The organism is Rufibacter sp. JT3400010 (assembly GCF_054956755.1).
Genome location: NZ_JBUDXA010000037.1, coordinates 1 through 13,872 on the forward strand (window position 1 = coordinate 1; position 13,872 = coordinate 13,872).

General features: G+C 44.8%; 7 protein-coding genes. 2 read left to right on the top strand and 5 right to left on the bottom strand.

The features are described 5' to 3' along the window. Positions 1 to 273: 273 nt before the first annotated feature. The 4 genes from ACY0JR_RS21030 to ACY0JR_RS21045 all read right to left on the bottom strand — a co-directional run bounded on the left by ACY0JR_RS21030 (position 274) and on the right by ACY0JR_RS21045 (position 4,467). Positions 274 to 756: a twin-arginine translocation signal domain-containing protein gene (locus ACY0JR_RS21030; RefSeq protein ID WP_462636141.1), complete on the bottom strand. Its 483-nt coding sequence runs from the start codon at positions 754 to 756 to the stop codon at positions 274 to 276. Between the two features lie 38 nt (positions 757 to 794). Then, the gene (locus tag ACY0JR_RS21035) at positions 795 to 2,234 is read right to left on the bottom strand and encodes a GMC oxidoreductase (RefSeq protein ID WP_462636142.1); all 1,440 of its coding nucleotides are present in this window, start codon (positions 2,232 to 2,234) and stop codon (positions 795 to 797) included. 69 nt (positions 2,235 to 2,303) lie between these two features. Continuing rightward, complete coding sequence (locus tag ACY0JR_RS21040) at positions 2,304 to 3,323, bottom strand: UbiA family prenyltransferase (RefSeq protein ID WP_462636143.1); 1,020 nt, start codon at positions 3,321 to 3,323, stop codon at positions 2,304 to 2,306. A 430-nt stretch (positions 3,324 to 3,753) separates the two neighbouring features. Beyond that, complete coding sequence (locus ACY0JR_RS21045; RefSeq protein ID WP_462636144.1) at positions 3,754 to 4,467, bottom strand: HAD family hydrolase; 714 nt, start codon at positions 4,465 to 4,467, stop codon at positions 3,754 to 3,756. Between the two features lie 867 nt (positions 4,468 to 5,334). Here ACY0JR_RS21045 and ACY0JR_RS21050 point away from each other — a divergent pair. Together ACY0JR_RS21050 and ACY0JR_RS21055 are read left to right on the top strand one after the other, a co-directional pair. Beyond that, entirely contained in the window at positions 5,335 to 7,011 is a 1,677-nt protein-coding gene (locus ACY0JR_RS21050; protein ID WP_462636145.1) for an ArnT family glycosyltransferase, read from the top strand. Between the two features lie 274 nt (positions 7,012 to 7,285). Next, positions 7,286 to 8,959 carry a glycosyltransferase family 39 protein gene (locus tag ACY0JR_RS21055; RefSeq protein WP_462636146.1) on the top strand — a complete coding sequence of 558 codons (1,674 nt, stop codon included), beginning with the start codon at positions 7,286 to 7,288 and terminating at the stop codon, positions 8,957 to 8,959. 203 nt (positions 8,960 to 9,162) lie between these two features. On the opposite strand, the gene ACY0JR_RS21060 is transcribed toward ACY0JR_RS21055, so the two are convergent. After that, positions 9,163 to 13,839, bottom strand: a complete 4,677-nt coding sequence (locus tag ACY0JR_RS21060) for a carbohydrate-binding protein (RefSeq protein ID WP_462636147.1) — start codon at positions 13,837 to 13,839, stop codon at positions 9,163 to 9,165. Positions 13,840 to 13,872 lie beyond the last annotated feature (33 nt).

Below are 13,872 nucleotides of genomic sequence, written 5' to 3' on the forward strand. Positions count from 1 at the left end.
AGCGTACTTCTCGGGCGAGGCGCTCTCCTTCAGGAAGCTGTAGTAGTTGATGTCCTGCGCAATGAAGGCTTGCTTGAAGGAAAGTAAAGGTGTAGCCATGTAGTGTGAGTTATGAAGTACTTAATTCAAACGGCGTATTTTACCTTGATAAATGCCGCAATGCGTACTTTTATTAGCTGTAAAAAGGTGCCTGAAAGTCAGAAGGTATTTAGCTGGCAGACCTTTAGGGAGGATTCTTCCATTGGGCCGCTACGTATTCAGCCGTAAGCTGATCTAAACAGTGGCTTGCGGGTAATACAAAGAGGAGAATGGATTAAAGCACGGCTTCGCGTAGGGAGTATATACCACCCCTAGGTACTTTACGGGCTTGCTCTCATCCATTTTGTTTAAAAAGAAGTCAGTAGATAAGAGGTACTTTTGGACCAACTCGGTCACCATCTCTGACTTTTTGATATCTAGCCTTAAATAATAGATAGACTTAAGATTTACCTGGGCTCTTAAGCTTTCGTTTATATAGTGTGTTTCGAAGAAATCCTGCACAAACTGTTCAACTCCCTTTTTATCTAATTTCAGGTAGTGAAGTTCCTTCATGATGACTCCAACAGCTGCCTCCTGGTTGGAGGTGTACACATAACCAAGGCTGGGAAGCGTAATGAGTGCAGCTCCGGCCAGGCTTGTCAACTTCAAGAAAGATCTTCTGTTCATATTAACCTTCTTTCCCTTTTCCTCAATTGGAGAATCTTTCAGCAGTGTCATGGTAGTTCCTCTTTTAGTCTTCTTTTGATAAAACGCCCTTAAAAGCTTTTATCGGCGGCGTGCAGAGACAAAGCCGATAAAGTAAGGGTGGGGTTTGCTGGGGTGTAGGTGGTAAAGCTTCCGCTCCCCAGCACAAACAAGTTCCGGTACTGATGATGGATCAAATGGCTGTCTATCACTCCTTCTTCGGCGCTTTTGCCCATTCTGGTAGAGCCTAGAATATGTGCCTCAGACTCATAAGGCTCTGCAAACTCAATCTTTTCAACCGGCAAACAAGACAAAAGGCTGGGTAGCTTCGCTTTCATATTTTCTATGCCTCTCAACGCATAGTCTGAGGGACCCTTGAAATGTATGGCCGGTCTCATTCTGTCTGCAGTGGTAGCCACGTAATTATGAGCTTCGGGTAAGTCTTCAAATACCATCCGGAAGTTGGCAATCTGGCGCCATTTTCCCCGCTCTAACCTAAAGTATGGCGCATTATTAGACTCCATTAAGCACGCGGCAAAGTCCTTCCGGTGATCTCCGTCATACAGCATGTAGCCATTGGCGCTTACCCAGGTACTGCCTCCCACATTCTCCAGGTTATCTAGATACACAGAAGCTTGTAACCCTATTTGCTCTCCAATGCCTTTGCCAGTGAATGGGTTGGTGTCACCGGAGTTTAAGAGAATATTGGCGTTAAACATGGCATTAGTACCCAACGCAATGGCCTCGGCGGCCACATGGTATTCTTTGCCGTCCTTGAGGAAGTTGGCTTTTCTGGCCACATTCTGCTCCAAATCCAGGCTATACACCTGTGCACCGTACAGCAACTCTACGCGAGGGTCTTCATACACCCCCATATTTGAGTTCTCAATGGTGAACTTGGCGTTTACCGGGCACACATGGCAAACGGTGCTGGAGCAGCAAGCGCTTCTGCCATTGACCGCAACGCTGGCTCGGGCTGTAGGCTGATTGATATATAGACTCCCATACTCTTTATGCAGCATCCTGTCTACCGTGGAAAATACGTGCGGAGGCAGAGGGTAGGAGGCTTTTTTAGGAAAAGGAGTGATGGAAGGCCCTGAGATAGACATGATCTCTTCTACCTGTTCATAGTAGGGCTCCAACTCACTATATTGTATTGGCCAATCATTTCCAATGCCATACAGTGATTTCATCTTGAAATCAGAGGGCATAAAACGTGGGGTGCAGCCATACCAACAATTTGAACTGCCGCCAAAACCCTGTGAGAAAACCCAGTCTTTTTTATGGTTATGGTTGTCAAAGGTGTCCTGTGAGGCAGGGTTAAGTGTTGCATAAGCGGTAACTTCTCCTCTCTTTTCTTTCACCCGCTCCGCGTGAGGGAAAAGATGCCCTTTTTCTAAAACAAGTACTTTGGCTTTAGAAGACGAGGCTTTGCTCAGGTATTTGTGCAGAAAGAATGTTGATGCGAAACCAGTGCCTATCACCACCAGATCATAAGACGTATGTTTCATTATCACCGGAGTACTTTGAAGCGATGCTTGTGAATAAATGTTGAGAGAAAGGCTGAACGCTGCCAGCGTTTAGAAAGACTGCTTCAGGAACCAGTTCAAAGAAGGAATATCCATGTACACCAAAGCCATAAGCAGAACCGTGAACAAGACCACATAGACCATGAACGATGTCTCCTTGTGCAGCTTTTCTGGGCCTTGGACTACAGAATCTTTCCGGAGACCGATTCCCAGATACCAAGCAAACAACAGGGCAAAGAAAGGAAAGCTGATTAAAAGCTCTATTTTGTTCTTAATCAGGAAAATACCTAAAAAGAAAGCCGAGGTGATGGCATAGAAGAACATGGAAATGAGAAGGCTGTTCTCTGTGTATTTCTTGAAAGATTTACGGTACAGGCCGGCCAGTTCTGGGTTGTTGATGTAGCGGTACTCCGCAAATCTTTTAGTAGCCATCAGAAACGCACCTCCCATCCAATAAGCCAGAATTATGCTGCTTGGCGGAATAAAAGCCCAAGCTGGGTCTAACAAGCTGGTTGGCAATAAAGCGGCAGGAACAAAGATGAACCAGCCCAAAGCAAGTCTGATGGGGTTATTTACGGACTCTGACAACACATCAAGGTAAACGCGCTCCTTGGTGCGGAAGGGTCTTACATTGTACATAATACCCATGAAGAGCAGGAAAGCCTCCAGGGCAAGAAACTGCATAGAGATGAAGTAGGAAAGCCCCAAACCTAATGCTGCGAGGGCTAGGTATTCACTATAAACTACCAGTGGGCTTAAAACAGTTACAACGGCAGATCTTTTCTTCTTTTCTGGGTGGAACCGGTCAAATTCCGCATCCAGGTATTCATTTATGGTATAATTGGCAGAAGCAATTAAACACGTGCTTACAATACCTACCACAATTCTAAACAGCAATTCAAAGTCCAGGGCTGTATTATACACCATGAAGGCGAATAGCATACCTGGTAACATGAAGATATTCTTAAACCAATGGTCTGGTCTGGCAATAGCCACATACTCTTTAAAACCAGCTGGTCTTAATACTACCTCTTGCTGCGGGGAATCTGGATAAGTAAATGTTGAGCTCATTGGTTTTTCGTTTTGTTTAGTAGAGAAGTTCTCCAGGGTGGTAAGATTGCGTGTTCGTCCTAAATTATCAGTAATTTATTATAAAAAATATATTATACAGGTTTAAAATCGTGCCAGTATTATACTTTTTATAAAATATGTTTTAATTCTTATTAAAATAAGCTTAAAATAGAGCGTAAAGGTGAATACACCCAAGTGGTAAAAATTGTGTATAGTAAACCTGAAGAACTATTTCCCATTTTGAATCATTAAATCCCAATATGGAATTTGCCTGTACGCTTTATGCTTGTTGCTAATTAGTTTAAGTATATTTTATCACTAAGAATAGTTTGTAGAGCTTCTTAAGCTTAGATAGCGGTGAACCTTTAGTTTGATAGAAAAGCTTGTATCAAAACTTTAGTTACTGTAAAACGCAGAATTATTTTAGGAATCAAGGCTGAGCTTCAAGAGCAACTGGCTTATAATTAAGTAATTGCTGGTTTATTTTGTCATAAAATTCGAACTCTTTGTAGGGCTTTTTTTCTACAATTAGGTAAGGCATATTCGCTTTGATCGCGCACTCACCATCTAGTTCCTGACGATCACCTATGAACAGACATTCTTCAGGTTTAAGCCCTAAATTTTCGGCTATGTACAAGAGGCCTTTGGGGTGCGGCTTCAAAAAGTCTATGTCCTTGTCAGTGGAGCAAACAACCACGTCGGCAGAAAGGCCCATGGCTTCTAGTTTGTCAAGTGCCTTATAATCAGAGTAAATTCCAATCTTTATGTCTTTGCTTTTCAAAGTGTTAAAGAAAGACGTTACGCCTGGATATATGCAGCCCGCTAGGTACTGATTGGGGAACTTGAATATCCAATGATCTATTACCTTTTTTATTCTGGGAATAGGGAAGTTGCCTTTCTCGGCGCACCAGGCGTATTGTGCCTCCTCCAGATTCCTGCAGACCACCCCCGCTTTTTTCTCCCGCTCAGCCCTGAAATGGTGCAGAATCAGAATGTCTTTCCAGGCCCAAGGTTTTAAGGTATAATGACTTATCAAGGAAAATAACATCTTTTTCCGGAGCCTAGATTGGGTATATAAGGTCCCGTCTACATCAAAGATGACAGCTTTTATTTTATTCCAATCCAAATTAAATTCTTGATTCATAATGTCTTGAATGGAGGTGGTATAGCAATGTGATATAAATACTGATTGAGAAATACAGTAGAAATTGAAAGTAAATACTTCATGAAGTACTTGCTTGAACCATCTATTTTATGATTACTTCTATGGGCATTTCTTAAAAGATGAAAACCATAACCCACGTATTGCTGCAATAAACCAATGATGTTATATTCTAACCTCCATTTATTGAATTCAGGTCAAAAACGGAAGTAGCATTATATAGTTACATTTTAATATTATAAATTTTGTAAAAATTTGTAAATCAAGATATTAATTTCAACAGAGCTGAACCAAGAACTGCTTTACAGAGATGTTGCTATTCATTCTTTGCAAACTACTGTACATTTAAAAGAACAGGAATCATATAAGTGCCGTGGGTTACTTGCCTGAGAACTGCATGAGTGCGGTTCCTATACTGTTTTCTTGTCCTTACGTCTGTAAACTAAATGCAATACTAAGTCCATATCCAAGCATGGTGAAAACACTGTTTACAGGCTGTTTTAGCCAAAAGGGCCCTGAACCCCTTCTGATATGGTAAACAAACCAGAGGGCTCCTGATAAATTCTCATTATTGATTCATAGTTGTTGCGTGAAGAAGTAATGGTAGTGCAAACATACTAATTTATATTTCGTAATGATAAAATTCAATATGATCTACTGCGCTAGCAGTTATTTAATACATTTTATAAAAATTTTGGTATTGTTTTTGACTTATGCTTCCTTGCTACTTGAATGTGCATAGACAAGTGTCTCTGCTGTGTAGCGTCAGGCCTCAGTTAAGTAAATTAGCAGCAAGGCCACCAGTTGCTTTGCTCAACAGCAAGCAATCTATGAGAATCACCTTAGTGTATGGAAATTTACTTTAATGCGGCGCCTGTTCTAATCCCCAAAGAGGTGTCCACTTCTGATATCTCTATCAAGGCCAGATTTGGATGGGTAAAGGTAACTTGGGTGCTTATAGCAGTGGGTGTGTTCTTCAGGCTATTCCACTACTTTGATAACAGATCATTGTGGTTGGATGAAATATACCTGGCAGCCAGTTTGATCAAAATGGACCTGCTGCAACTTACCTTCTCTCCGTTGGAGTATGAGCAGAAAGCCCCCATTGGGTTCCTGTGGATGTGCAAGCTGGCAGTTGTCTTTTTTGGTACAGGTGAAATGCCGCTTCGGTTGTTCCCTCTTCTTTGCGGAATTTTATCCTTATTCGTCTTCTTGCCGGTTGCCCGCTATTTTCTAAAACCGTTGGGGGTAGCGGTGGCCGTGGGTATTTTGGCTTTAGCGCCTCCTTTGGTGTACCACGGAGTAGAAATAAAGCAGTATAGCACAGAGTTGCTGGCTACTATCCTCTGTTTGTACCTCTATACACGGTTCCATGACAAAAGAAATCTCTCATCCTTGCTTAAGTGGGGCATAGGAGGATCTGTCATTATCTGGTTTTCTTATACCTCAATTTTTATTCTGGCCGGTATGGCCATGGGTATCACGCTTTATCACCTAGTTAGAAAGGAGTGGGCCACGGTGTTCCGGTTAGTCATTCCTTTTGGACTGTGGCTGGTTAGTTTCGCGGTCAATTACTTTGTGTTTACCTCTAGGTTAGCCGAGGGGGAATGGCTGCTGCATTACTTCAGAATCAGGGGAGCGTTCATGCCTTTTCCTCCTTCCTCTCTTAGTGATTTGGTCTGGCCCCTTAAGAATTTAGGAACCCGGTTGCTGCACTATCCCCTGGGGCTGCTGTGGGATGTTTCTTCTGTAGAGAACGGAGTGGTGCGGTACATTCTGAGGAGGCCCATTTTTGCGGTGGCATGTGCGGTTATAGGGCTTTTGCTATTCACTAAACGAGACAGAAAGTTCCTGCTGGTTCTGATTCTTCCCTTTCTGCTGCTGCTGGTTGCCTCGGCGCTGGAGTTATATCCTATCTGGGAGCGGTTGACTGTGTTTCTGGCTCCTTTGTTAATCTTGATCATTGCGTTGGGCTGTGAGCGCATAGCTGCCTACGCGCAGCAGGTTAACCGCAGATTGGCATTTTTCCTGGCTATGTTGGTATTGGCCGCCCCTTTTTGGTCATCGGCAAACCAGGTACTCGAGACACGCAAATTTGGAGATTACAAGAAATCGTTTTGCCGGGAGGCCTTGTTTGAGATAAACAGGCATTACCAGCCCGGCGATCAGGTGTATGTGTATTGGAACATGCTCACCCCTTACCGGTTTTACCGCGACATTCACCAACTGAAATTCACCGCGGTGGAAGGAAGCGATTTTAGAAAAACCTCTGAAAACGCAACCGATTATCTTGACAAGGTAACGGCAGAGGTGAAAAGCCTGAAAAAAGCGAAACGGGTTTGGGTGTTCTATAGCAAGAGGCTGAGCATGAACATAGGAGATTTTGAAATGGAGCCGCGCTGGTACATCAAAGAAGTGCTGGAAAAGCAAAGCCTACATAAGAGACTGCTAAAAATGGGGAGAGAAGTCCAGACGTTTGAAACCTACGGTCTGAAGCTTAGCTTGTTTGAGATAGAGACACTGTAAATAGCCTTTCGCTTCCCTGTGTACTGTATGGCGCCAGGGTATCTAGCGGAAGTTTCTGCGGATAAAGGCAGTAGATTGACACCAGCGCTTTAGGTCAGTTTTCATAAAAACACAGCAGAAACAAAGACGGCTCTTTTCTGGCCGTTTTCAAGAAAGTAGGTGAAAAAAAGGTGCGGTCCATCCTTAAGCAGGTTGCAAAAGGTTTAACCATGAATGGGTGCCTTGTGCACTTATACCTATCAGATTTTATTTTGACCTAACAATAGGGTATCCTATGTTCCTTTTCTACAAAATAGCTTCTCCCACTCTTACGCAAGACAAAACCACCAACTTGTTTACGGAAGGCGTGACCTCAAAGAAGCTAATCCAGAACCTCACCGCCTTCCTAATTGCCATTGGTATTGCCATCAGGTTGTTCCACTACATTGATAACCGTTCTTTGTGGTTAGATGAGCTGTACCTGGGAATAAGTCTGATCAAAATGAGCTTTTGGGAACTGGCTACCCAGCCATTGGCCTATGAGCAGAAAGGTCCTCTGGGGTTTCTGTGGGCGGTGAAGCTTTCCGTTATCCTTTTTGGAAAGGGTGAAATGGCGCTACGTCTGTTCTCCCTTCTGGTCGGGATTGCTGCTTTGTTTTTCTTTGTGCCCGTTGCTCGTTATTTTCTGAAACCTTGGGCCGCACTGGTGGCTTTGGCCATTCTAGCCTTGGCGAACCCGGTGGTTTATCATTCAGTAGAGGCCAAACAATACAGCGCCGAGTTGTGCGCTTCCGTTTTAGCGCTGTTTTTCTACTTGCGTTATCATTCCCGAACGGGCACCAGGGCTCTTCTTGCGTGGGCGGTGGCCGGAGCCATTTTGCCGTGGTTTTCTTACTCCGTGATTTTTGTGCTGGCGGGTATTGCCTTTGCGGTTTGCCTGAATGAACTCTTAAGAAAAGAGTGGCGAAAGTTGTTCCGTTATGCGGCTGTCTTCAGTGTATGGCTTGTCAGTTTTGGAACCATCTATTTAGTCTTCATGAGCAAGTTTAAAGACTCGGCTTGGCTCATTCACTTTTTTGAAAACTATTATCAGGCATTTGTGCCTTTCCCGCCTACTTCTGTTGCTGACCTGAAGTGGTTTCCAGAAAGAGCCATCTCTATTCTGAAAAACCCGATGGGGCAAAACCTACTCCATTTACATTGGCCTTATGCTTACCTGTTTGAAAACCTAAGGGTAGTGCCGTTCTTGCTGATGTTAGCCGGGGCGTTCCTGCTGCTGAAAAAGAGTCGTTTAAAATTCCAGGTATTGGTTTTTCCCATTTTGCTGGCACTGCTTGCTTCGGGGTTGAAACTCTACCCATTCCATGAGCGGTTTATTCTGTTCCTGTTCCCCATGTTCACCTTGCTCACCTGTTTCGGGGCGCAAGCCCTGAGTTCCTTTCTCGCAGCCAAGGTACAGATCAAGCCATTCCTTGTTGTGTTACTGTTGCTGCCAGTTGTTTGGAACACCACGTGGGAAATCGCTAATCCGCATTACTTCCTTAGAAAAGAAGCAAACCGTGAAGCGCTGCTCTATATAACTGACCATTACAAAGAAGGCGATGTAGTGTATGTCTACTGGAACATGTGGCAAGCGTATGCTTATTATAAAGATGCGTATGATCTGAAGTTTACCGCAGTGAGGGGGAGCGACGTGAAAAAAGCTTCAGCCAACCCAACGGAATATCTCCAGAACCTGTCTCCTGACTTTCAGAAATTAAAAGGACATGATAGAGTATTCTACTTGTATAACGTAAACATCAGAAGTGATATAGGAGAGTTTGTAGGCCAGCCAGCTTGGTATTTTTATCACGCAACGCCCGGCAAAATTCTTGAACCAACCTTTCATAACCTGGGAAAGAAAACAGGCGAAGGGTTTGAGGCTATTGGGGCAGTAGTATCTGTGTATGATTTGAATTCAGACAAGTAAACTTTCCCCGATCCAGTTTAATTCAAGTCTACAGCAACTGCTATTTAGGGACTTGTTTCGCAAAATCAGACCTAAAACGCTATCCTAAAATCCTTCATTTTTAAGCATGAAAAAAGGGATAGAGCCTTTCAGAAAAGGCTCTATCCCTTTTAAGTAGTAAGATCCCGTAAATGGAACTTGCTACTTGACTAGTCTTAGGTAGGTTACTGTACTTTAAAGAACTTCTTAACCTCTTTTCTTCCTCCTTGAATAATCTCAATCACGTACCCACCCGCAGGTAGTGACTTAAGGTCGAGTTTCTGATGGAAGGAAGGAGCTGTTTTCTCAAACTCAAAGGTTTCGTGAAGTCTTCCAGAAGTCATACTGGTAATCCTTACTTGTACCTTGTTCGCTACATCTTCGCTTTCCAACTCAATGTTGATGGACTCTGATGTAGGATTAGGGTAAAGTTTGAAAGAGCTTAATTCTTCTTCTATCACGGCCGTTTTAGCCGCCGTTTTAGCGATGAACTCAGTGGTCTTCACAAAAATTGGAGTTTCAGATACCGTGATGTTTACTTTGCCGCCCTGGGTCTTTACTTTCTGCATGCTCATCTCGTCGCTTCCTGGTTTAGGCGTGTAGATGTAGGCATATTCTGCATTGCCTAGGTTTAACAGGTAAGTGCCGGTTCTGCCTACTTCGTCAGGAATCCAGCAGGCGTAGATTTTCTCAGAACCCTTCACCCCCTCAATAATGTACGGATCAGCGTTGATCGTTTTGTTGTACGTGAAGGAGCCTAGAAGCTGACCTGCCTGCTTGAAGTAATCTGCTGAAGGACGTCTGGTCTGGTCGTTGTTCAGGAAGCCCGAACGAGTGTAGATATCCCAGTCGGTATTCAGCGGTGTGTCATACAGCATGTAATACATGGTTCTGTCAATACCCAGTTTCCAGTTAATCAGGGAAATCCTCAGGTTCCAGTCAGCCTGGGTGATATCCTGGCTCTTAGATCCAATGGCTAGTGCTGCCTGAGAAGAGCGGGAGCGGGTGTCATATCCGGTTTCAGTCTGCCAAAGCTCTACGCCCGGTAGTTTTTCCTTCACAAACTTCACAAAACGACCCGCTATTTCTTCTATTCCGCCAAGCTCAGGAGCAACTCCTCTGGTGCCACTGTGTTGCTGGCCACCATTGTTCAGGTAATTATGGAAGGCAATAATATCAGCGGGAAAGTCAACAATGGCGGCACCGTTTTTATCTAGTAACAGATTGCCATTTTTGTCTTTCTTGTAGCCCCTGAATTCTCTGCACCAATCCAGCATGCCTTGGTAAAAGTAGGTGTTGGCTAGGGCAATACCCGTAGTAGCCACTTTCATGTTAGGATCTGCGTCTTTCACGCCTACTCCCGGCCCTAAAGCCCCTTTGTGTCCATCATAGAAGGCGCTCATGTTGGCAGCATACTCACGGCCGGTTTGGTAGCCTTGTCTGCCTTTCCACCATTTGTCGCGTTCGTTGTCATGTTGGATGTAGGTTAAGGTTCCTAGCCCAACTTTCACGTCATTGATAGAGGAGAAATTCTCTCCTGAGCTGTTGGTGAACTTAGTGGTTTGAACTTTAGACTTAGAGCGTAAGTACTCGCTTCTATCTGTTCCGTCAGCACTTAAACCTGAGCCGTAGCGGGCAGCCGTCTGGAAGCCTAACTGCGCATTTTCTTTGTAAGAAGCAGGGTCTTCTAGATTGCTGTTATAGTAGACCGGTACCTTTTCCATGTCACGGTCTTTTTCTGGGTAAGACCGCAGCATAGGACCAGATTGCCCCCTGATACAAGCAAGCGCCGGAAGGTTGTTTTCCTTTAAGGTTGCAAATAACACATCATAATTCCACCAGCCAGAGGAAGTAGGGTTGAAAGTGTATACCTCCCGGTTTGCTTCAAACGTAGTGGCATCCATATAGAACCGGAAACCTCCGATAAACGTCTTCGCGGCCTCCAGTTTAGCAGGAACAACTGTGCTTTGGGCGTTTGGATTAGTGAAATCCCACACGAAGCTGTTATTTCCCAGGTGGTTGGCAAAAGGTTGCTTCGCTCTTTCTTCATAAACCTTGGCAGGCTTAGGAATGTAAGAACCTACAATGGAAACTTCTCTAGGCATGTAAGTTGGCCCTTTTCTGATAATGTAGCTTATCTCTACCGGCTCTTCAAACGGAGTGGCAGGGAAGTTTGAGTATTGCAGGTAAGGCTTGCCTCTGTGTTTTCCAAGCAGTACTCTGTCTTTTGGGAATTTACCTTTTGGCACATAGTACCACTCGGCGTCTTCTGTTCCGTAATCTCCAAAGCTGTTGTTGAAGATTTTAAGTTGCGAAAGTTTAACGTGGTAATCCCGTACGTCAAAGTAGGTCTCGGCAACTTCCAGGAGCATTCCGTGGCCATATTCCGTCCAATCAGTGCTTCCGTCTACCAATGCATCTAAATACTTGGTGTTGTTTAGGTTGTAAACATCATACTTCTCTAAAGGAACAACGCCTGTCACTCTATTGGCTTCATTGCCATTCTTCAGCGCAGGGTCTTCATCCTGGTTTCTGATGGGTGCTGGCTTGTTTGCCGCAGGAGCAGATACCAACTGACTTCTTACCACGCTGGTGGCTGCTTTGAACGTTGCGCTGGCCGCCTGTGAGGCGGTAATATTCGCAGTTCCGGCACTTACCACTTTGGCGAACCATTTCCCGTTTGTGTTGGTAACGGATACCACCCCAGGGTTAGAAGAAGTGAAGGTGATTGGAGTAGCGGTGTTTGTGCTGGTCGCGGTCAGTTCAAAAGAAGCATCGCCTTCTTTCTTGTCTGAAAGTGCGTTGAATGTGATAACAGCCGGTGCTAACTCAGTTTGGCTACCAGAACCATTGTTTTTTGCAACTACAGGATGCTCAATGTAAGAAGTTACTTTCAGCCCATTTCCTGCGGCGTTTCCTTGCTGCATTCTATAGGTAAGCTTCTGGGTAGTTTCCCATTTATCTTGCAGCGTGAGCGTCCATTCGGTGCCGCCACCATTCATTTCAGTGATCTTATTTCCAACCACTTCATAACCCGAAGTACCTGATTGTGTCACCGCCTTGTCATAAGTGATCACCAGCTTTTTACCGTTAGCGGTTACAGAGGTAATCTGTGGAGGTGTTGGGTCATTGAAAGGAGAAGAGACTTTGGTGTTTTTCTTAAACACGTTCACCAGTTTGGTGCTTAAGTTATAGGAATAACTATCGGCGCCGGTAACAGTGATGCTGCTGATGGAAGCATCGCTGTTCACCAACAAAGACATATCTCTTAAGCTGTTTTTATCAGAGATTTTTGATAAGTCTAAAGTGATGGTTAACGTGTTACCGGAAAGTACTTCAGATTTTACGACGTTCTCTTTGGTCTCATAATACTCAGCAAATTCCTGGGTGCCTGCTATCCAAGCCCGGTCTTTGTTAGAAGGGTGGTCTTTGATGTAATGAATGAATTTTTGGAAATACTGCACTTCTCCTGCTCCGCCAGGACCATGAGAGAAAGCATGTGCCATAATCTTGTTACCATTCTGAGCGGCGGCAAAGATCTTATCAACCCATGTGTCAGCACTTCCAAGGTCATCTTTCCACATATCATCCATGGTGAAGCGCGACACCAGGAGGTAATTAGGGTTCATGGTTTTGATGACAGCTCTGTCATTCCAGCTCACGTATTCATCATAGCCGTCCCGTGAAGCAGCAACCCCAAACGTGCTGCCAATGAACTTATAGCCTTCCTGAATCCAAGAAGAAACAAATCCTTCGTCAGCGGTAGGGATTACCCCGGTTCTGGTTCTGTAACCTGTATTTAGGAATATTTCTTTCTCCAGTTCTTTGATCTCTTGGTATCTATGGTAGCCACCATGATTACGGGTGTGGTTCATCACGTCAAACCCGCTGTTGATCATTTCTTTGTATTGCGGATATTGAGTATAGGCCGAGCCTGGTTCATCTCCTCTGCCATTGATGGCGAAGCTTGCTTTATAGCCTACAGGGTTTCCGGCTCCATCTGTGTACGTGATTCTTGGGTAGGTCTTTCCGTCAATAGCAGTGCCACCGTTTAAGACTTTGTACACCAGGTTGTAATCACCGGGATGGGCATCGTCCTTCACAAATAAGAATCCTACAGACTTGTCGTATTTCATGTCAGCGAATGAAGCGCTGGCGGAAGTAGGTTTAGAGGCAAATTTAGCTTGCAGGGTAATTTTGTTGGCGGCGTTCAGTTCCTGGTTAGAAGATGAACTTACCAGCACTTGTTGTGTAACGTTAGTAGCGGCAGTGTAGCCGGCGCTGGCAGCTTGGGAAGCAGTAATGTCAGCCGTTCCAGAACCTACTACTGTGGCTTTCCATTTGCCCGAAGTATTAGATACAGAAACAACGGCGGGGTTGGAAGAAGTAAAGGTAAAAGGAGCTGAACCATTGGTGCTGGAGGCGATCAAATCAAAAGGAGCGTCGCCCACCATCTTGTTGGGTATAGCATTGAAGGTGATCACTGCCGGAGTGAGTGCCTTGGTTACTTCAAACCAGTTCAGGTTCCATCCGCCTTGGGGAGCATAGATGCGTAACGTCTGATCACCGGCACTCAGGGTTATAGAAGTTTTAACGGTAGTATAGGTTTGCCAACCACCCGTAGCAGGCACCTGCACAGATGCCAGGACCTTCGCAGAAGCGTTCCTAAGTTCTATGGAGCCACCAGCAGCCGGTGCGGCCACCCGCAGGTTAAGGGTGTAGGTGCCAGCAGTAGCTACATTCACACGATAGTCTAGCCAGTCACCTGCGTCTACGTAACCTATATTCAGGCCTCCGCCGGTGTCTCCGGTATTTTCCTTTTGTATGCCAGACATGGAAGAATAGGCCTCGGCCTCAAGCACGCCTGGGAGCGCCTGGTATTGGGAAATAGGAAT